Genomic DNA, 19484 nt, shown 5'->3' with positions numbered 1-19484 from the left:
GCGCGGAGCCCGCGCGCAACGCCCGGTTCAGTAACTCGGGAGGCGCCTCGGGCCGAGGTCGCCGAGGGCCGGCGGCGGGGCGAGCCGGACGCTCGCGCCGAGGACCGAGAGGCCCCGGGTCGCGACCACGACGGGTTCCAGGGCGACGGAGACGACCTCGGGGTGGTCGTCGACGAGCCGGGACACCCGCAGCAGCAGTTCCTCCAGGGCCGGGGTGTCCACCGGCGCGGAGCCGCGCCAGCCGAAGAGGAGCGGGGCGGTCCGCAGGGAGGTGAGCAGTTCGGAGACGTCGCGGTCGGTGGCCGGGACGAGCCGGTGGGCGAGGTCGCCGAGCAGTTCGGAGGCCGCGCCCGCGAGCCCGAAGGAGAGCACGGCTCCGGCGGCGGGGTCGATGGCGGCGCGCACGACGGTGTCGACGCCCCGGGGCGCCATGGCCTGGACGACGGGCTGGAGTTCCGCGGGCTTGCCGAGCGCTTCGGTCAGCTCGCGGAACGCCAGCCGCAGCTGGGCCTCGTCGCCGAGGTCGAGCCGTACGCCGCCGAGGTCGGCACGGTGGCGCAGATGCGGGGCGGTCGTCTTCAGCGCGACGGGGAAACCGAGCCGCAGGGCCGCCTCGACGGCCTGGTCGGGCCCGGGGGCCGGCAGCGTCGGCCGCACGTGGATTCCGTACCGGCCGAGCAGTTCGCGCACGTCGCCGGGGGCCGGCGTGACGCCGTGCGGATCGACGCTCTCGCCGAGGCAGCGCTCGATGAGGGCGGCGGCGCCCGCCTCGTCGATGTCGTCGTACTCGGGCACCTTCCCGGGCTCCGCCGCCTCCCGCCGCCACTGCGCGTACTTCACGGCTTCCCCGAGCGCGCGCACGGCGCGCTCGGCGGCGGGGTAGGCGGGGATCCGGCCGGGGCCGGGGCTGCCTGCGGGGGCCGGAGGCGCCTCGCCGGTGTCCGGGACCGGTGCGACGTCCGGTGTGCCCGCCGGGACCGGTGCGGGCGGTGCGCTGCCGCCGACCGGCGCCGTCAGCGCTTCCGCGATGCCGCCGATCTCCACGTGCACCACCGTCACCGGCTTCGCCGGGCCCGTCGCCGCGGCCGCGCGCAGCGCGGTGGCCAGCGGGCCGCCCGCGGACGGGTCTTCCGTTCCGTTCTCTCCCACCCGGGGGATCGCGGTGACCACGACCGCGTCGCAGGCGGGATCCGCCAGCGCCGCCGTGAGCGCGACGCGGAAGTGCTCCGGGGTCGCGGAGGTGGTGAGGTCGCTGGGCGGAAGCGGGCGCAGGCCCTCCGCGAGGCAGGCGTCGTACGTCAGCAGGCCCAGCGACTCCGAGTTGCCCAGGATCGCGACGCGCGGTCCCGCCGGGAGCGGCTGGGCCGCGAGCAGGAGACCCGCGTCGACCAGTTCCGTGACCGTGTCGACGCGGATCACCCCGGCCTGGCGCATCAGCGCGGAGACCGTCGCGTCCGGGATACGGGTGACCGGGACCGCGTGCCCGGGAGGCGTACTGCCGCTGTGGCGCGCGCCCTTGACCACCACGACCGGTTTCACCGCGGCCATGCGCCGCGCGAGGCGGGTGAACTTGCGGGGGTTGCCGATCGATTCGAGGTACATCAGGACGACATCGGTGTCCGGGTCCTCGTACCAGTACTGGAGGAAGTCGTTGCCGGAGACGTCCGCGCGGTTGCCCGCCGAGACGAACGAGGAGAGGCCGGCGCCGCGCCGGTGGAGCCCGGCGAGCAGGGCGATACCGATGGCGCCCGACTGTGTGAAGAGGCCGATACGGCCCCGCTGGGGCGGGTCGGGCGCGAGGGAGGCGTTCAGCCGTCCCTGCGGCGAGGTGTTGATGATCCCGAAGGCGTTCGGGCCGATCAGGCGCATCCCGTAGGAGCGGGCCTGGCGCACCAGTTCGCGCTGGCGCGCCCGTCCCTCGTCGCCGCTCTCGGCGTATCCGGCGGAGAGGACCACCAGGCCCTGGACGCCGTGTTCTCCGCAGTCCGCGACCGCGTCCGGCACCCGTTCCGCCGGTACGGCCAGGATCGCGAGGTCGACGGGGGCACCGATCTCCGCGACGGAGCGGACGGCGGGGGCGCCGTCGATCTCGCGCAGATCCGCGTCGAAGGCGTGGTTCACGGCGTACGTACGGCCGGTGAAGCCGGCGGCCAGGAGGTTGCGCAGGACGGTGCGGCCCACGCCGCCCGGTATGCGTCCCGTTCCGACGACAGCGACGGATCCGGGGCCGAGGAGCCGCTGCACCGAGCGCGCTTCGGCGCGCTGCTCGCGGCCGCGCTGCACGGCCAGTGACTCCGCGGTGGGTTCGAGGTCGAGGGTGAGCCGTACGGAACCGTCCTCGAAGCTGCGCCGCTGGGTGTAGCCGGCGTCCCGGAACACCTTGATCATCTTGTTGTTGGCGGGCAGTACCTCGGCCGCGAAGCGCCGGATGCCCCGCTCGCGCGCGACGGCGCCGATGTGTTCGAGGAGGGCGGAGGCGACCCCGCGCCCCTGGTGGGCGTCCTGGACGAGGAAGGCGACCTCGGCCTCGTCGGCGGGCGCGGTGGCCGCCATGCCGCGGTCGTCGATGCGGTCGTAGCGGACGGTGGCGATGAACTCGCCGCCCACGGTCACCGCGAGGCCCACCCGGTCCACGTAGTCGTGATGGGTGAAGCGGTGCACGTCCTTGTCGGAGAGGCGCGGGTAAGGGGCGAAGAAACGGTAGTACTTGGATTCGTCGGAGACCTGTTCGTAGAAGCTGACCAGGCGTTTCGCGTCTCCGGTCGTGATGGGCCTGATACGCGCTGTACCGCCGTCACGCAGCACGATGTCTGCTTCCCAGTGGCTCGGGTACGCGTATTCCGACGGCGTCTCCATGGTCCAAGCCTACGGCGGAGCGCGGTCGGAGGCCGCGCGTGAACACGTGCCTCCAGGTACTTCGCCGCACGTGAGACACTGGTCTAGACAACCTCTTGAAACGTGAGACTTGAAGGGCAACACCATGGCTGAGCGCCGCGTCAATGTCGGCTGGGCCGAGGGCCTGCACGCCCGCCCCGCTTCCATCTTCGTCCGTGCGACCACGGCCACCGGTGTCCCTGTGACCATCGCGAAGGCCGACGGAAACCCGGTCAACGCCGCGTCGATGCTCGCGGTGCTCGGACTGGGCGCGCAGGGCGGCGAGGAGATCGTGCTCGCTTCGGACGCGGAAGGCGCGGACGCCGCGCTCGACCGGCTGGCGAAGCTGGTCGCCGAGGGACTCGACGAACTCCCCGAGACGGTCTGAGACGTCCGGCACATCTTTTCCGCGGGCCGAGCCGCGGTGCGTGAATTCCGCGCACCGCGGCTCGGTTTGTTTTCGGCCCGTTTTCTTTCAAAAAGGGCAGCAGGAAATAGAGCCCACTTGTTTCCCGCTCTTTGTATACGACGTCATTGTTAAGTACGGACGCTCGTGATGTTTACGGCATGTTGCGAAGCGCTCACTTTTTCCATGACCGGGGCGGGCCGCCGCAGCCGGTGCGCGACGGCGGAGCGTTCGGCGTGCAGCGTGGTGAGCGTCCGCGCGCGCTCGGCGTCGCCGCGCGCCACCGCGTCGACGATCGCGCCGTGCTCCGCCCAGGACTCCACCGGATGCCCGGGCTGCTCGACGGTGTACATCCAGGCGATCTTGTGCCTCAGCTGCGTGAGCAGCGCGATGAGCCCCGGGCTGCCGGACGCCTGGGCGAGCGTCTCGTGGAACCAGGAGCCGAGCGAGCGCAGATCCTCGCCCTGGCTCCGGCGCGCCCGCTCCTGACCCAGCCGCACCATGCCGCGCAACACCTTGAGATGGGCGTCCGTACGCCGCTGCGCGGCGCGGGCCGCACCCAGCGGCTCCAGCAGCAGCCGCACTTCCAGGAGGTCCGCCGCCTCCTGCTCGGTGGGTTCGGCCACGCACGCGCCGACATGGCGCCGGGTCGTGACGAACCCCTCGGACTCCAGGGTGCGCAGCGCCTCGCGCACCGGGACGCGGGAGACGCCGTAGCGCCGCGCCAGATGTTCTTCGGTGAGTCTGCCGCCCCGCTCGAACAGACCGGAGACAATGTCGTCGCGGATCGCCGTGCATACCGAGTGCGCTGGAATGCGCATGTCCGAACCTCCGCCTTAATCCGCGCGAAACGCAGCCGATTGACGCCTGTTCCGTGACTCTATTGCAATCAACGCGAATTTCCGATGGCTGCCCGAAATCCATGGATATCTTTTGGCCAGTGCGACGGAGGTTCTGCGGAGGCCGGACGAATCGGTCAGACGTTCAGGCCGTGGCTGCGCAGATATGCGACGGGGTCGATGTCGGAGCCGTACTCCGCGCTCGTACGGGCCTCGAAGTGCAGGTGCGGTCCCGTGGTGTTGCCGGTCGCGCCCGAGAGGCCGATCCGCTGCCCCGCGCTGACGCTCTGGCCGACGGAGACGGCGGTCGACGAGAGGTGGCCGTACTGCGTGTAGGTGCCGTCGTCCATCCTCAGCACGACGTTGTCGCCGTAGGCGCCGGCCCAGCCGGCCTCGACCACGGTGCCCGCGCCGACGGCCACGACCGGGGTACCGGAGGCCGCGTGGAAGTCGATGCCGGTGTGACTGCCGGAGGACCAGAGCGCGCCGCCGCTGCGGTAGGCCGTGCTGACGTACGAACCGGCCACCGGCAGCCGGAAGGCGTTGAGGCGCTCGCGCTCGGCCGCACGGGCCGCGCGCTCCTCGGCCGCGCGGGCCTCCTTGGCGCGGGCCTCGGCCTTGCGCTCGGCCTCGGCCCGAGCCGTCGCGCGGGCCGCCTCGTCGGCGGCCTGGCGCTGGGCGGCGGCCTGGGCCCCGATCTCGTCGGCGAGGGAGTCACTGACGTCGAGAACCTGCGTCAGTCCGGTCCGCCGCGCGGCCGGCGCGTCGGAATCCGCGGCCAGCGCCTGGGACGAGAGCCCGGTGACGACACTGCCGACGGCGACGGTCACGACGCCTGCGGCTCTCGCGCTCCTGCGCGCCGTACGGCGCGCGTCGGGACTCGAAGCACGGCGCGGGGCACGGTGCTTCCCGGCGGGACGGCTGAATGCCAAGACTGCTGGTCCTTTCCTTCCCTCTCGCCTACCGGGTTAGCTGACGGGTTCGGAGCAGGAAGGTCTCCTACGGGCCCCTCCGCACGGGATACGTGCGAAGGCACCCGATTCACCCCGGGGACTGAGTGTGGGTCCCCGGCTCCCCAGGCTCGCGCCTGACGGGGACTCGGCGATGGCTGTCCGATGCCGCGGTCGCGGCGCGTTACTGGCGAACAGCCGGATCGACGCTAAGCGGACTGTCTTTCAATCACCAAACAGACAGGCCCGTTTGTAGCGCACACCACAGACAAGAAGGACATACGGGAGAACCCCGGCGACTGGTCGTCACCGGGGTTCCACTTACGGCGGAATTCAGCCCGTGACAACCGTCACTTCGCCAATTCCGAGCGCCGTGACGGGATCCTTGATCCGGGCGGCGTCCCCGACGAGCACCGTGACAAGACGGTCCACCGGGAAGGCGTTGACCGCCGCCGCGGTCGCCTCGACCGTGCCGGTCTCGGCCAGGCGCGCGTACAACTGCGCCTGGAAGTCGTCCGGGAGGTGCTGCTCGACCTGATCGGCCAGGGTGTCCGCCACCGAGGCCGCCGTCTCGTACTTCAGCGGCGCGACCCCCACCAGGTTCTGGACGGCCACATCGCGCTCGGCGTCCGTGAGGCCTTCGGCCGCGAGGGTGCGCAGCACGGTCCAGAGGTCCTCCAGCGCCGGGCCGGTGGACTCCGTGTCCACGGAACCGCTGATGGCGAGCATCGCGGCGCCCGTCGCGCCGCCGGGAGTGGCCGGGTCGGAGGAGCGCAGCACCTGGCCGAAGGCCCGGACACCGTAGGTGTAGCCCTTCTCCTCGCGCAGCACCCGGTCGAGACGGGACGTCAGGGTGCCGCCGAGGCAGTACGTGCCGAGCACCTGGGCCGGCCAGACGCGGTCGTGCCGGTCGGCGCCGATGCGGCCGATCAGCAGCTGGGTCTGTACGGCGCCGGGACGGTCCACGATCACCACGCGGCCCGTGTCGTCGGCGGTGATGGGCGGCACGGGCCTGGCGGGGGCGGTGTTGCCCGTCCAGGCGCCCAGCGTCTCGGCGAGCAGCGCGTCCAGGTCGACGTCCGTGAGGTCACCGACGACGACGGCCGTGGCCGTGGCGGGGCGTACGTGCGCGTCGTAGAAGGCGCGCACCGCCTTGGCGTCGATGCGTTCCACCGTCTCCGCGGTGCCCTGGCGGGGGCGCGACATGCGCAGGGACGCCGGGAACAGCTCCCTGGAGAGCTGCTTGGCGGCCCGGCGGCCCGGGTTGGCCGCCTCGTGCGGGATCTCGTCGAGGCGGTTGTTCACCAGCCGCTCGACCTCGGTGTCCAGGAACGCCGGCGCGCGCAGCGCGTCGGCGAGCAGGCCGAGCCCCTTGGCGAGCCGGGAGACCGGGACCTCCAGGGAGACCCGTACGCCCGGGTGGTCCGCGGCCGCGTCGAGCGTGGCGCCGCAGCGCTCCAGCTCGGCGGCGAACTCCTCGGCGCTGTGCTTGTCGGTGCCTTCGGAGAAGGCACGCACCATGATCGTGGCGACGCCGTCGAGCCCTTCCGGCTCGGCGTCGAGCGGGGCGTCGAGGGAGATCTCGACGGCGACCACCTGCTGCCCGGGGCGGTGGCAGCGCAGCACCGTCACGCCGTTGTCGAGCGCGCCGCGCTCGGGAGCGGGGAAGGCCCAGGGGGTGGCTTCGCCGGCCTGCGGCTGCGGATGGAGGTCCATGGTCACGGCAGCGTCGGTCACTTGTCCGCCCCCTCGTGCTCGTCGGTCTCTTCGGCGGCGGTCTCGTCCGCGGACGCCTCTTCGGGGGCCAGCGGTTCGTACACCAGCACCGCCCTGTTGTCGGGGCGCAGTCGCGCGGCGGCGACGGCACGCACCTCCTCGGCCGTGATGTCCAGCACACGCGTCACGGCGGTGAGCGCCAGCTGCGGGTCCCCGAACAGCACGGCGTACCGGCACAGTTCGTCCGCGCGGCCGGCGACCGTGCCGAGCCTGTCCAGCCATTCGCGCTCCAGCTGGGCCTGCGCGCGCTCCATCTCCTCCGGGGTCGGCCCCTCGGCGGCGAGCCGGGACAGCTCGTCGTCGACGGCGGACTCGATCTGCGGGATCTCGACGCCGCCGGACGCCTTGACGTCCAGCCAGCCGAGCGACGGGGCGCCGGCCAGCCGCAGCAGTCCGAAGCCCGCGGCGACGGCGGTCCTGTCCCTGCGCACCAGGCGGTTGTGCAGCCGGGAGGACTCGCCGCCGCCGAGGACGGTGAGCGCCAGGTCGGCGGCGTCGCACTCGCGGGTGCCGTCGTGCGGCAGACGGTAGGCGGCCATCAGCGCGCGCGCCGGGACCTCTTCGTGGATCTCTTCGCGCAGCTGCCCGCCGAGGGTGTCGGGGAGCGTGCCGTCGCGCGGCGGCTGCTTGCCGTCGTGCGAGGGGATCGAGCCGAAGTACTTCTCGACCCAGGCGAGCGTCTGCTCGGGGTCGATGTCGCCGACGACCGACAGCACCGCGTTGTTCGGCGCGTAGTTCGTACGGAAGAACGCGCGGGCGTCCTCCAGCGTCGCGGCGTCCAGGTCGGCCATCGAGCCGATCGGCGTGTGGTGGTACGGGTGGCCCTCGGGGTACGAGAGCGCCGTCAGCCTCTCAAAGGCCGTACCGTATGGCACATTGTCGTACCGCTGACGGCGCTCGTTCTTGACGACGTCCCGCTGGTTCTCCATGGACTCTTCGTCGAGCGCGGCCAGCAGCGAACCCATCCGGTCCGCCTCCAGCCAGAGCGCCAGCTCCAGCTGATGGGCGGGCATCGTCTCGAAGTAGTTGGTCCGCTCGAAGCTGGTGGTGCCGTTCAGGGAACCGCCCGCTCCCTGGACGAACTCGAAGTGCCCGTTCCCGTGCACCTGTGCCGAGCCCTGGAACATCAGGTGCTCGAAAAGGTGGGCAAGGCCCGTACGGCCCTTGACTTCGTGGCGCGAGCCTACGTCGTACCAGAGGCAGACCGCGGCGACCGGAGTCAGGTGGTCCTCGGAGAGCACCAGGCGCAGGCCGTTGGCCAGCCGGTGCTCAGTCGCTGTCAGGCCGCCGGAACCGGCCTGCGCTGTGGCCGTGTGACCCATGGGCATGTACGTCCCTTCGATCGCGATATGGAGAAGTCCTGCCACTGTATGCAAGCGTGCTGACACCTGGCGAAGTTCCCGTGCCGGGCACCCTCAACGACGGGTCGAGGTCGGCGTTGTCAGTGGCGCGGTCCACAATGGTCCGCGTCAGTTCCAGAAGTTGCCGTACAGAACCTGTGAAGGAGCCGCAGCAGCGATGGCCCGCCGCAGCACGAAGACCCCGCCGCCGGAGGACTTCGAGGAGAAGATCCTCGACATCGACGTGGTCGATGAAATGCAGGGCTCCTTCCTCGAGTACGCGTATTCGGTGATCTACTCCCGGGCCCTGCCGGACGCCCGCGACGGTTTGAAGCCGGTACACCGCCGCATCGTGTACCAGATGAATGAGATGGGCCTGCGCCCCGACCGCGGGTACGTCAAGTGCGCCCGCGTCGTGGGCGAGGTCATGGGTAAATTGCACCCGCACGGAGACGCGTCGATCTACGACGCGCTCGTGCGCATGGCGCAGCCGTTCTCCATGCGGCTGCCCCTGGTCGACGGACACGGCAACTTCGGCTCGCTCGGCAACGACGACCCGCCGGCCGCGATGCGTTACACCGAGTGCCGGATGGCCGACGCCACGTCACTGATGACGGAGTCGATCGACGAGGACACGGTCGATTTCCAGCCCAATTACGACGGCCAGGAGCGAGAACCGGTCACGCTCCCCGCCGCGTATCCGAACCTCCTGGTGAACGGTGCCTCCGGGATCGCCGTCGGTATGGCGACGAACATGCCGCCGCACAACCTGGGTGAGGTCGTGGCGGCAGCCCGCCACCTGATCAGGCACCCGGCCGCGGACCTGGAGACGCTGATGCGTTTCGTGCCGGGTCCCGACCTGCCGACCGGCGGCCGGATCGTCGGTCTGACCGGCATCAAGGACGCCTACGAGAAGGGCCGCGGCACCTTCAAGATCAGGGCCACGGTCGCGATCGAGGACGTCACCGCGCGCCGCAAGGGCCTGGTCGTGACCGAACTGCCGTTCTCGGTCGGCCCCGAGAAGGTGATCGCGAAGATCAAGGATCTGGTCTCCGCCAAGAAGCTCATGGGCATCGCCGATGTGAAGGACCTCACGGACCGCGCGCACGGCCTGCGTCTGGTCATCGAGGTCAAGAACGGCTTCGTGCCCGAGGCAGTCCTCGAGCAGCTGTACAAGCTGACACCGATGGAGGAGTCCTTCGGCATCAACAATGTCGCGCTGGTCGACGGCCAGCCGCTGACGCTCGGGCTCAAGGAACTGCTCGAGGTCTATCTGGACCACCGCTTCGACGTGGTCCGCAGGCGCAGCGAGTTCCGGCGCACCAAGCGGCGTGACCGGCTGCACCTGGTCGAGGGGCTGCTCGTCGCGCTCATCGACATCGACGAGGTCATCCGGCTGATCCGGTCCAGCGACAATTCGGCGCAGGCCAAGGAGCGGCTGATCGAGCACTTCTCGCTGAGCGACATCCAGACGCAGTACATCCTGGACACGCCGCTGCGCAGGCTCACCCGCTTCGACCGCATCGAGCTGGAGAGCGAGCGCGACCGGCTCAACGGCGAGATCGACGAGCTGACCGGGATCCTGGACTCCGACGCCGAGCTGCGCAAGCTCGTCTCGGCCGAACTGGCCGCGGTGGCGAAGAAGTTCGGCACCCCCCGGCGTACGGTGCTGCTGGAGTCCGGCGCGTCAGCCGTGGCCGCCGTACCGCTGGAGGTCGCGGACGACCCGTGCCGGGTGCTGTTCTCCTCGACCGGTCTGCTGGCCCGTACGGTCAACGGTGAACCGCTGGAGGGAAGCGACGGCGGCCGTGTCAAGCACGATGTGATCATCTCGGCCGTACCGGCGACGGCGCGCGGCGATGTCGGCGCGGTGACGTCCGCGGGACGGCTGCTGAGGATCTCGGTGATCGATCTGCCGCAGCTGCCCGACACCGCGGCCGCGCCGAATCTCTCGGGCGGAGCGCCGATCGCGGAATTCCTCACGCTGGAGCCGGACGAACAGGTCATCTGTCTCACCACGCTCGACGAGTCCTCCCCCGGACTCGCCCTGGGCACGCTCCAGGGCGTGGTCAAGCGTGTCGTGCCCGATTTCCCCGCCAACAAGGAAGAGCTGGAGGTCATCACCCTCAAGGAGGGTGACCGGATCGTCGGCGGCGCCGAGCTGCGGACCGGCGAGGAGGACCTGGTCTTCATCACCTCGGACGCCCAACTGCTGCGCTACCAGGCCGCGCAGGTGCGGCCCCAGGGCCGGCCGGCCGGAGGCATGGCCGGCATCAAGCTGGGCGAGGGCGCGGAGGTGATCTCCTTCACGGCCGTGGACCCGGCGGCGGACGCTGCGGTCTTCACCGTCACCGGTTCGCAGCACACCCTGGACGATTCGATCCAGACGGTGAAGCTCACACCGTTCGACCAGTACCCCCGCAAGGGCAGGGCGACGGGCGGGGTGCGCTGTCACCGCTTCCTCAGGGGCGAGGACCTGCTGGTGCTCGCCTGGGCGGGTGCGGGTCCCGCCCGCGCCGCGGACAAGAACGGCGCACCGGTGTCCCTCCCGGAGCCCGACCCCCGCAGGGACGGTTCCGGTACGCCGCTGACGACGGCGGTCTCCGCGCTCGCGGGCCCCGCCCACTGACGGCTCGTCCCCGTCTCCCCGTCCGCGTCCGGACCTCCGGGTCCGGGCGCGGACGCGCGCTCGCCACGACGGCGGGTGCCGGTGCGTCCCGGCGCCTCGCGCGCGTCGTCCGCACGCGTTCCCGCGACTCCACCCGACCGCCCGCACGGCGGCGGCTTCAGTGACGGTGACAGGCGAACCGGGCTGTCACACCGTGGTTATGGCACCGCTTGTCACTCCCGGCGGGACCGAAACCGTTCGCAATCACCCTGGCACTGGGTGTCACTGCTCGCCCGGTTCCGAAGATACTCCCCGGTCAGCGGCCCAGGATCGGGCGAAAACTAGGTAATTCCTCAGTGCTGTTCCTGTGAACTGGCACAGGCTGGCGAACCGGGCAGCCCCATGGCCCGAACGGTCCGAGCAGGACCATCGCTCGGGCGGTTTGCATGGCCTCGCACGGAAGGAATTCCTCGTGACCCGAGCCTCACCCACCTCCGCTCCACTTCGTTTCGGAGTGCTCGGCTGCGCCGACATCGCCTGGCGTCGTACGCTTCCGGCGCTCCAGGCCTGTCCGGACGCAAGGCTTGTGGCGACCGCCAGCCGCTCGCCGGACAAGGCACAGCGCTTCTCGGACCGCTTCGGGGGTGCGGCACTGGGCGGCTACGAAGACCTCCTGGACCACCCCGACGTGGACGCCGTCTACATACCGCTGCCCGCGATGCTCCAGGCAGAGTGGATCGAGCGAGCACTCGAAGCCGGCAAGCACGTCTTCGCCGAGAAGCCCGTCTCGGCCCTCCCCTCCGATACGGAACGCCTGTTCCGTATCGCGCGGGAGCGAAAGCTGGTGCTGCGGGAGAACGCCATGTTCCTCCACCACTCCCAGCACAGCGCCGTCTCCCGCCTCGTGGCCGAGGGCGCCATCGGTGAACTGCGCGGATTCGCCGGTGCGTTCACCATTCCGCCCAAGCCCCCCGAGGACATCCGCAACCGGGCGGACCTCGGTGGCGGCGCCCTGCTCGACATGGCGTTCTATCCGGTCCTCGCCGCGCTGCACTTCCTCGGGCACGACCTCGAACTGGTCGGCGCGACGCTCCGCGAGCAGAAGGACGGGGTCGTCAGGTCGGGCAGCATCCTGCTGGTCTCTCCGACCGGCATACCCGCGCAGCTGACCTTCGGCATGGAGCATTCCTACCGGTCCGACTACGCGCTGTCCGGCAGCAGCGGTTCGCTCCGTCTCGACCGGGCCTTCACCCCGCCCCCGGCCTGGCAGCCGGTGGTCCAAGTCGACCGGCAGAACCACCAGGAGCACATCACGCTCCCTCCCGACGACCAGTTCGCGAATGTCGTCGAATCGTTTGTCAGGTCGGTCGGCGTGGATTCCGCGTCCGACAACACGGCCGCAGAGGCGAATTCCATCCGGGTCGCCGGATTGATCGGTGAAGTGGCCGCAGCAGCGGTCCGCACCGATGTGTGAAGGGAAACCCGTGAGTTTCGCGGAACAAGGCAAAGTCACCGAATTGGGAATATCCGGTGCTTTCCGTATTGAACCAGGACACATTCCTGACCGGCGCGGCAAGTTTTACGAGGCATTCAGGGCCGATGTACTGAGCGAGATACTCGGCCGCCCTTTCCGGGTCGGTCAGGCGAATTACTCGGTGTCAAAGAAAGGCACCCTGCGCGGAATTCACACGACCGCTCTTCCACCCGGCCAGGAGAAGCTGGTCACCTGCGTCCGGGGCAGCGCCCTCGACGTGGCGGTGGATCTGCGGGTGGGCTCGCCGACGTTCGGGCAGTACGAGATCACCCAGCAGGACGAGGCCTCGGGTGTCTCCGTCCTGATGTCAGAGGGTATCGGTCACGCCTTTCTCGCACTGAGCGACGAAGTATGCATGAACTACATCTGCTCGACCGAATACGTACACGGCACGATGGTCGACGTGAACGCCCTCGATCCAGTCATCGGCATTCCGTGGGACCTGACTTCCGAGCCCCTGATGTCCGACAAGGACAAGGCCGCGCCGAGTCTCACGGAAGCGGTGGCTGCCGGACTTCTTCCGACGTACACCGATTGCCTGGCGCACTACGAGAAAATACGCCAATCGTGAATACCTGCACACAGGATTCCAAGGAAATAGCAGAACGCCGACGCCTGACCGGCCGTCTTTTCGATAGAAGCCTGGAGCACCCGTGCGCGTCCTGATGATCACCAGCCCCTCCGCCACCCATTTCCTCCCCATGGTGCCGCTCGCCTGGGCCATACGCGCCGCCGGCCACGAGATCCTGGTCGCCGCGCAGCCGGACGCACTGGGCGCGGTGGAGCGGGCCGGCCTGAACGCCGTGAGCGTCGGCGATCCCGCCGGTATCAACGACGCGCTCCAGGCACTGGTGGAGGTGCGTCCCGGACAGCGGCCGCTGGAATGGGTCGGCCGCTGGACCACCGAGACGTTCAGCGTCTTCCCGCCCGTGTGGCTCAAGCACAGCCAGAACGTCCTGCCCGGATACCTGGAGCTGGCCAAGGAGTACCGGCCCGATCTGATTCTCGCGGACGTCATGGAGTGCAACGCCCTGATGGTCGGAGAGGCGCTCGGCATCCCCGTCGCGCATCACCGCTACGGAGTCGACCCGGTGTCCGAGCCGATCAAGGTGGGCGCCCGGACCGCGCTCCGGGAGCAGTTCGAGAGTCTCGGGCTGACCGAACTGCCGGAGCCCACGGTGGTCATCGACCCCTGCCCCGCCGAACTGCAACTCCCCGGCCTGCCCGCGGGCATACGGATGCGCTACGTTCCGTTCAACGGCAGTGGCACGATGCCCGCCTGGCTCAGGGACGAACGGCGCGCGAAAACGGCGAGGCGCCGGGTCGCCGTCTCGCTGGGCTCGCACACGCTGAGCATGAGCGGCGTGCCCCTGCTGAGGAACGTCCTGCGGGCCTTCGAGGCACAGGACGTGGAGATCGTCGCGACCGTGGAGGAGCGATACCGGGAGGAACTGGGCCCGGTCTCCTCCTCCGTCCGGCTGGTGGAGCCTCTCCCGCTGCATCTACTGCTGAGCAGCTGCGACGCGGTCGTGCATCACGGAGGCAACGGCACCGGTATGACCAGCACCAGCTTCGGCCTGCCGCAGATCGCCCTGCCCCAGATCGCCGACTCCTTCGGGTACGGGGACCAGCTCGCGGCCTCCGGAGCCGGTATCACGATCGACAACGCCCCCCAGCAGGACGATCCGGTGCACCTGCGCAAGGCCGCGGAATCGCTGCTGGAGGACCCCTCCTACGCGCAGTCGGCCAGGAAACTGGGGCAGGCCGTCGCCGACCTGCCGTCGCCCGCCGAGACCGTCACGGAACTCGTCCGGGTCGCCGAAGGGGTGTCCGCATGAAGCTCGCCGAGCGCACCGACACGCTGACCGCCCCCCGGATAGTCCGGTCGATCATGGACCGGCGGGGCACCATGCTGTCCACCGAGGATGTCGAGGACTGGCTCGCCGAGCGGCGCGCCGCCCACCGGTTCCGGGTGGACCGGATTCCGTTCGACGAACTGCGCGGCTGGTCCTTCGCGCAGGACACCGGGAATCTGCGACACGAGAGCGGGCGCTTCTTCACGGTCGAGGGACTGCATGTCACGGCCGAGGAAGAACAGATCACGGAGTGGGAACAGCCGATCATCCGGCAGCCCGAGGTCGGCATTCTCGGCATCCTCGTCAAGGAGTTCGACGGTGTCCCGCACTTCCTGATGCAGGCCAAGATGGAGCCGGGCAACCCCAATCTGCTCCAGCTCTCACCCACCGTGCAGGCGACGCGCAGCAATTACACCGGCGCTCACCGGGGTTCGCGCGTCAAGTACATCGACTACTTCACACATCCGGCGCGTGGCAGCGTGCTCGCCGATGTCATCCAGTCGGAGCATGGTTCGTGGTTCTTCCAGAAGGGGAACCGCAACATGATCGTCGAGGCCAAGGGGGATGTCCCGGCGGACGACGACTTCCGCTGGCTGACCCTCGGCCAGCTCGGCGAACTGATGCACCGTGACAACCTTCTCAACATGGACTCCAGGACTGTCCTGTCCTGCGCGCCCTTCGGCGGGAACGAGCCCCAGGCGCTCCACTCCGACTCCGAGGTCGTGTCGTGGATCACCTCGCAGCGGGCCACCCGGCAGCTGCGCGTCGACCGCATTCCGCTGAAGAACGTCCGCAACTGGACCAGGAACAGCATGTCCATCGAACACGAGGCGGACAGGTTCTTCCGGGTCGTGGCCGTCTCCGTGCAGGCGGAAAGCCGTGAGGTCGGCAGCTGGACGCAGCCGTTGTTCGAGCCGGTGGGCCGTGGTGTCACGGCCTTCCTGACGCGGCGGATCGGCGGTGTGACGCACATGCTGGCCCATGCCAAGGCGGAGGGCGGCATCATCCAGTCGATGGAGCTGGGCCCCACCATCCACTGTGTCCCCGCCAACTACGACCACCTGCCCAGGGAGCGGCGGCCGCTCTTCCTCGACCTTGTGCTGGAGGCCGACGCGTCCCGGATCCGCTACGAGACCATCCACAGCGAGGAGGGCGGACGGTTCCTCAACGCGGAGAGCCGCTACATGTTCGTCGAGGCGACCGAGGAGGAGGCGCCGACGAACCCGCCGCCGGGTTACCGCTGGGTCACCGCCGGCCAGCTCACCGCCCTGACACAGCACGGCAACTACGTGAACGTGCAGGCCCGCACGCTGCTGGCCTGCCATCGATTCGCCCTCCAGAACGTATAGCGCATCGTTACGGCGGCGGTTCAGGCGACCGCTCCGGGGACCGGCCGCGGCGCGGCCGGTCCCACATAGCGGGCCGCCGGGCGAATGATCTTGGAATCCTCCGCCTGCTCCAGGATGTTGGCGCTCCAGCCGATCACCCGGGCGGCCGCGAAGGTCGGCGTGAACATTTCACGCGGCAGCCCGCACAGCTCCATGACGACCCCGGCGTAGAACTCGACGTTGGTGTGCAGCTCACGGCCGGGCTTGAGCTCGGCGAGTATCGCCTCGACACGTTCCTCGACCTGAACGGCGAACTCCACCAGGGGACCACCGAACCCCTCGGCGATCGTGCGCAGCATGCGCGAGCGCGGGTCCTCGGTGCGGTACCGGCTGCGGGCCGCCGCGATCGCGGCGGCCGTCGCCGACCCACTGCGCTTCGACCTCTCCCCGGACGCGGTGCTCTCCACGGCCCGCGCCCTGATCCCCACGCTGGTCGACGCGCTCCCGGTGGTGGGACCACCCGGGGACGCCGCCGACAGCCTGGCCCGGCGGTTGTGGGCCCGGCTGACCGCGCGGCCCGCCGAGGAACCGGGGCTGCGGGCCCTGGACATGGCCCTGTCACTGCTGATCGACCACGATCTGGCGGCCTCGACGCTCGCCGTCCGGGTGGCCGCGTCCGCGCGGGCGCATCCGTACGCCGTCGTGTCGGCCGGGCTGGGCGCGCTGGACGGTCCGCTGCACGGCGCCGCGAGCGGCCTGGCCCACCGGATGCTCACCGAGGTCCTGGAGCGCGGCAGCGCGGCGGCCGTGGTCGCCGATCATCTGCGGGCGGGACGGCGGGTCCCCGGGCTCGGCCACCGGCTCTATCAGGGCACCGATCCGCGCGCCGAGGCGCTGTTCGCCGTACTCCGCGAGCTTCCCGGCGCCGGGGCCGCGCTGGCGGCGGCGCGTGAGGTGGAGGCGACCACGGCCCGCCATGTGCCGCTGCACGCCAATGTCGATCTGGCCCTCGCCGTACTCTCCGTGTCCATGGAGATGGCCGCGGAGGCGGGCGAGACGGTCTTCGCGGTGGCCCGAACGGCCGGCTGGATCGCACACGCGCTGGAGGAGTACGGCGAAAGCCCGCTGCGGATGCGCCCGAGCGGCCAGTACGACGGGCCCCGGCCGCCCAGGGAACTGCCCTGAGCGTACGAGGCCCCGGTCCGGACAGGGCGAACCGTCAGATCCGCAGCCAGGCCGCCGTGTCCTGCGGGAGCCGGCCGGCGTCGTCCAGCGGACCGCTGGTGAGCAGGACGCGGGAGTGGCCGGGAAGCGGCGCGGGTTCTCCGGCGAAATTGACGACGCAGACCAGACCGCCGGTGCGGCTGAAGGCCAGCACGCCGGGAGCCGCGTCGAGCCAGCTCAGCCGCCCGTCGCCGAAGCCGGACTCCGTACGGCGCAGCCGCAGCCCCTCGCGGTAGAGGGTGAGCATGGAGTCCGGGTCGCCCGACTGGAGATCGGCGGCGTACGAGGACCAGGAGGCCGGCTGCGGGAGCCAGGGCTCCACGTCGGAGCCGAAACCCGCGTACGGCGCGTCCGAGGTCCAGGGCATCGGCACACGGCAGCCGTCCCTGCCCGGGTCGACACCGCCGGAGCGCAGGTGCATCGGGTCCTGGATGCGGTCGCGGGCGATCTCCACTTCGGGGAGGCCCAGTTCCTCGCCCTGGTAGACGTAGAGGGCGCCGGGCAGGGCGAGCGAGAGCAGCGCGCCGGCCCGCGCGCGGCGGGTGCCGAGTGCCAGGTCGGTGGGGGTGCCGAAGGCTTTGGCCGCGAAGTCGAAGCCGGATTCGGCCCGTCCGTACCGGGTGACCGTCCGGGTCACGTCGTGGTTGCAGAGCACCCAGGTGGCGGGAGCGCCGACCGGCGCGTGCTCGGCGAGCGTCCGGTCGATCGCGGTGCGCAGCAGGTCCGCGTCCCAGGGGCAGGTCAGGAAGTTGAAGTTGAAGGCGGTGTGCAGTTCGTCGGGGCGCAGGTAGCGGACGAAGCGCTCGGTGTCGGGCAGCCACACCTCGCCGACGAAGACGGCGTCGTACTCGTCGGCGATGGAGCGCCAGGAGCGGTAGATGTCGTGCAGGTCGTCCAGGTCGATGTATGGGTGCGGATCCTGTCCCGCGGTGAAGTCCGGCAGGGCCGGGTCCTTGGCGAGCAGCGCGGCGGAGTCGATCCGTACGCCGGCGACCCCGCGTTCGAACCAGAAGCGCAGGACGTCCTCGTGCTCCTGACGGACCGCCGGGTGCTCCCAGTTGAGGTCGGGCTGCTCGGGCGCGAAGAGGTGGAGGTACCACTCGCCGTCGTCGAGCCGGGTCCAGGGGACGCCGCCGAACTCGCCGACCCAGTCGTTCGGCGGGATCTCGCCGTGTGCGCCGCGTCCCGTCCTGAAGTGGAAGAGAGCACGCTCCGGACTGCCCGGACCGGCCGCGAGCGCCGCCCTGAACCAGACGTGCTGGTCCGAGACGTGGTTGGGCACGATGTCGACGATGCTGCGGATGCCCAGCTCACGCGCCTCGGCGATGAGCTTCTCGGCCTCGGCCAGCGAGCCGAACGCCGGGTCGATGGTGCGGTAGTCCGCCACGTCGTAACCGCCGTCGGCGAGGGGCGAGAGGTACCACGGGGTGAACCAGAGGGCGTCGACGCCCAGTTCCACGAGGTACGGCAGCCGGGACCGTACACCCGCGAGATCGCCGGTGCCGTCTCCGTCACCGTCGGCGAAGCTGCGTACGTAGACCTGGTAGATGGCGGCGTTGCGCCACCAGTCCCGGTCGGCGGACTCCAGAGGGCTGCCTTCCATGCGGCGTTCCTTTCGGCCTTGTGCGGTGGCCCTCACGGTGGGGGTGGCTTCCGTGACGAGGCGGGGGTGGTCCATGGGCTGCGCACCGCCGCCCCACAGCGGGACGGAGATGGCCGGCGGCGGTGCGCAGGATGTGCGGCGGGACAGGGAGGCCGGCTCGGCTCGGGCTGTCCGCCCTGCCCGTCAGCCCTTGGTCCCGCCGGCGCTGATACCGGCGATGATGTTGCGCTGGAACACCAGGAACATCAGGACCATCGGAATGCTGGCGATGACCATGGCGGCGATCAGCACCGACAGGGGGATGTTCTGCGACAGCTGGACGAGCGCGACGCTGATGGGCTGTTTGTCGGTGTCGGAGAAGACCATCAGCGGCCAGAGGAAGTCCTGCCAGACGGCGACCAGCGCGAAGATCGACACGACGCCCAGCACCGGCCTGGACATGGGCAGCAGGATCGACCAGAGCGTCCGCAGCTGTCCGGCGCCGTCGATCTCGGCTGCTTCCAGGACGTCGCGCGGTATCTGGTCGAAGAACCGCTTGAGCAGATAGAGGTTGAAGGCGTTGGCCACGGCCGGCAGCCAGATGCCCAGCGGGTCGTTGAGCAGGCTGGTGTGGATCAGCGGCAGGTCGGCGATGGTGAGGTACTTGGGCACGACGAGTGCCTGGGCCGGGACCATCAGGGTGGCGAGGATGCCGCCCAGGATCACCTTCCCGAACGCCGGCCTGAGCTTCGACAGGGCGTAGGCCGCCGCTGTACAGAAGACGAGCTGGAGGATCCAGGCTCCCGCGGCCTGCACCACCGTGTTCCACAGGTGCGTGGGCAGGTCCATCAGGTCCCACGCGTCGGCGTACGCGTCGATGTGCCAGCTCTTGGGAATCAGCGTCGGCGGGGTCTGCACCAGCTCGTCCGGCGTCTTCATGGCCCCCGAGACCATCCAGTACACGGGGAACAGGAAGGCCACGGCGAACGCGAACACGACCAGGGTGAAGACGATCCAGTAGAGGGCCTTCCCCCGGCTGCTCGCGAGCGTGAGCGGAGAGACGAGGGTGCGTACGGCGGCGGAGTCGGGGCGTCGTCCGGTTGCCTCGGCGGACGCCGGGGGTGCCTGCCGGGGAGGCGGCGCGATCTGGGTCATGGCGCTGCGCTC

General features: G+C 70.3%; 13 protein-coding genes, 2 pseudogenes and 1 riboswitch. Of the genes and pseudogenes, 7 read left to right on the top strand and 8 right to left on the bottom strand.

Features of this window, described 5'->3' with window-relative positions; translation table 11 throughout:
* Nucleotides 1–27: 27 nt before the first annotated feature.
* Nucleotides 28–2856 (bottom strand): GNAT family N-acetyltransferase, encoded by a 2829-nt coding sequence (locus tag ACIP6N_RS00480; protein WP_401811670.1) that lies wholly within the window; start codon nucleotides 2854–2856, stop codon nucleotides 28–30.
* Nucleotides 2857–2980: 124 nt separating this feature from the next.
* On the opposite strand from ACIP6N_RS00480, the gene ACIP6N_RS00475 reads away from it, so the two are divergent.
* The gene (locus tag ACIP6N_RS00475) at nucleotides 2981–3262 is read left to right on the top strand and encodes an HPr family phosphocarrier protein (RefSeq protein ID WP_401811669.1); all 282 of its coding nucleotides are present in this window, start codon (nucleotides 2981–2983) and stop codon (nucleotides 3260–3262) included.
* A 149-nt stretch (nucleotides 3263–3411) separates the two neighbouring features.
* On the opposite strand, the gene ACIP6N_RS00470 is transcribed toward ACIP6N_RS00475, so the two are convergent.
* The 4 genes from ACIP6N_RS00470 to ACIP6N_RS00455 form a co-directional block, all read right to left on the bottom strand.
* Nucleotides 3412–4101: a GntR family transcriptional regulator gene (locus ACIP6N_RS00470; RefSeq protein ID WP_401811668.1), complete on the bottom strand. Its 690-nt coding sequence runs from the start codon at nucleotides 4099–4101 to the stop codon at nucleotides 3412–3414.
* Nucleotides 4102–4256: 155 nt separating this feature from the next.
* Entirely contained in the window at nucleotides 4257–5051 is a 795-nt protein-coding gene (locus ACIP6N_RS00465; protein ID WP_401811667.1) for a M23 family metallopeptidase, read from the bottom strand.
* Nucleotides 5052–5061: 10 nt separating this feature from the next.
* Nucleotides 5062–5233, bottom strand: a riboswitch (cyclic di-AMP (ydaO/yuaA leader).
* Nucleotides 5234–5402: 169 nt separating this feature from the next.
* Nucleotides 5403–6785, bottom strand: a complete 1383-nt coding sequence (locus ACIP6N_RS00460; RefSeq protein WP_401812580.1) for a M16 family metallopeptidase — start codon at nucleotides 6783–6785, stop codon at nucleotides 5403–5405.
* Between the two features lie 17 nt (nucleotides 6786–6802).
* Nucleotides 6803–8173: a M16 family metallopeptidase gene (locus tag ACIP6N_RS00455; protein ID WP_401812578.1), complete on the bottom strand. Its 1371-nt coding sequence runs from the start codon at nucleotides 8171–8173 to the stop codon at nucleotides 6803–6805.
* Nucleotides 8174–8363: 190 nt separating this feature from the next.
* Between ACIP6N_RS00455 and ACIP6N_RS00450 the strand changes: the two genes are divergently transcribed.
* The 5 genes from ACIP6N_RS00450 to ACIP6N_RS00430 all read left to right on the top strand — a co-directional run bounded on the left by ACIP6N_RS00450 (nucleotide 8364) and on the right by ACIP6N_RS00430 (nucleotide 15532).
* Nucleotides 8364–10814 carry a DNA topoisomerase (ATP-hydrolyzing) subunit A gene (locus tag ACIP6N_RS00450; protein WP_401811665.1) on the top strand — a complete coding sequence of 817 codons (2451 nt, stop codon included), beginning with the start codon at nucleotides 8364–8366 and terminating at the stop codon, nucleotides 10812–10814.
* Nucleotides 10815–11265: 451 nt separating this feature from the next.
* Complete coding sequence (locus tag ACIP6N_RS00445; RefSeq protein ID WP_401811664.1) at nucleotides 11266–12267, top strand: Gfo/Idh/MocA family protein; 1002 nt, start codon at nucleotides 11266–11268, stop codon at nucleotides 12265–12267.
* A 10-nt stretch (nucleotides 12268–12277) separates the two neighbouring features.
* A complete protein-coding gene (locus ACIP6N_RS00440) occupies nucleotides 12278–12898 on the top strand; it encodes a dTDP-4-dehydrorhamnose 3,5-epimerase family protein (RefSeq protein WP_401811663.1) in 621 nt (206 codons plus the stop codon).
* An 82-nt stretch (nucleotides 12899–12980) separates the two neighbouring features.
* Entirely contained in the window at nucleotides 12981–14165 is a 1185-nt protein-coding gene (locus ACIP6N_RS00435) for a nucleotide disphospho-sugar-binding domain-containing protein (protein ID WP_401811662.1), read from the top strand.
* Entirely contained in the window at nucleotides 14162–15532 is a 1371-nt protein-coding gene (locus ACIP6N_RS00430) for an NDP-hexose 2,3-dehydratase family protein (RefSeq protein WP_401811660.1), read from the top strand. The genes ACIP6N_RS00435 and ACIP6N_RS00430 overlap by 4 nt, the downstream gene beginning before the upstream one ends.
* Nucleotides 15533–15552: 20 nt before the next feature.
* On the opposite strand, the pseudogene ACIP6N_RS00425 reads toward ACIP6N_RS00430, so the two are convergent.
* A pseudogene (locus tag ACIP6N_RS00425) lies at nucleotides 15553–15897 on the bottom strand (citrate/2-methylcitrate synthase); the annotation flags it as partial.
* Between the two features lies 1 nt (nucleotide 15898).
* Here ACIP6N_RS00425 and ACIP6N_RS00420 point away from each other — a divergent pair.
* Nucleotides 15899–16696 (top strand): annotated as a pseudogene (locus ACIP6N_RS00420) (citrate/2-methylcitrate synthase); the annotation flags it as partial.
* 34 nt (nucleotides 16697–16730) lie between these two features.
* Here ACIP6N_RS00420 and ACIP6N_RS00415 read toward each other — a convergent pair.
* Nucleotides 16731–18338: a glycoside hydrolase family 13 protein gene (locus ACIP6N_RS00415; protein WP_401811658.1), complete on the bottom strand. Its 1608-nt coding sequence runs from the start codon at nucleotides 18336–18338 to the stop codon at nucleotides 16731–16733.
* 183 nt (nucleotides 18339–18521) lie between these two features.
* The gene (locus tag ACIP6N_RS00410) at nucleotides 18522–19472 is read right to left on the bottom strand and encodes a carbohydrate ABC transporter permease (protein ID WP_401811657.1); all 951 of its coding nucleotides are present in this window, start codon (nucleotides 19470–19472) and stop codon (nucleotides 18522–18524) included.
* Nucleotides 19473–19484: the final 12 nt, after the last annotated feature.

This window comes from Streptomyces sp. NPDC088725, from assembly GCF_044751305.1.
Lineage (GTDB): Bacteria > Actinomycetota > Actinomycetes > Streptomycetales > Streptomycetaceae > Streptomyces.
Note: the sequence above shows the minus strand (reverse complement) of the source record. Positions and strands in the feature narration are given on the sequence as shown.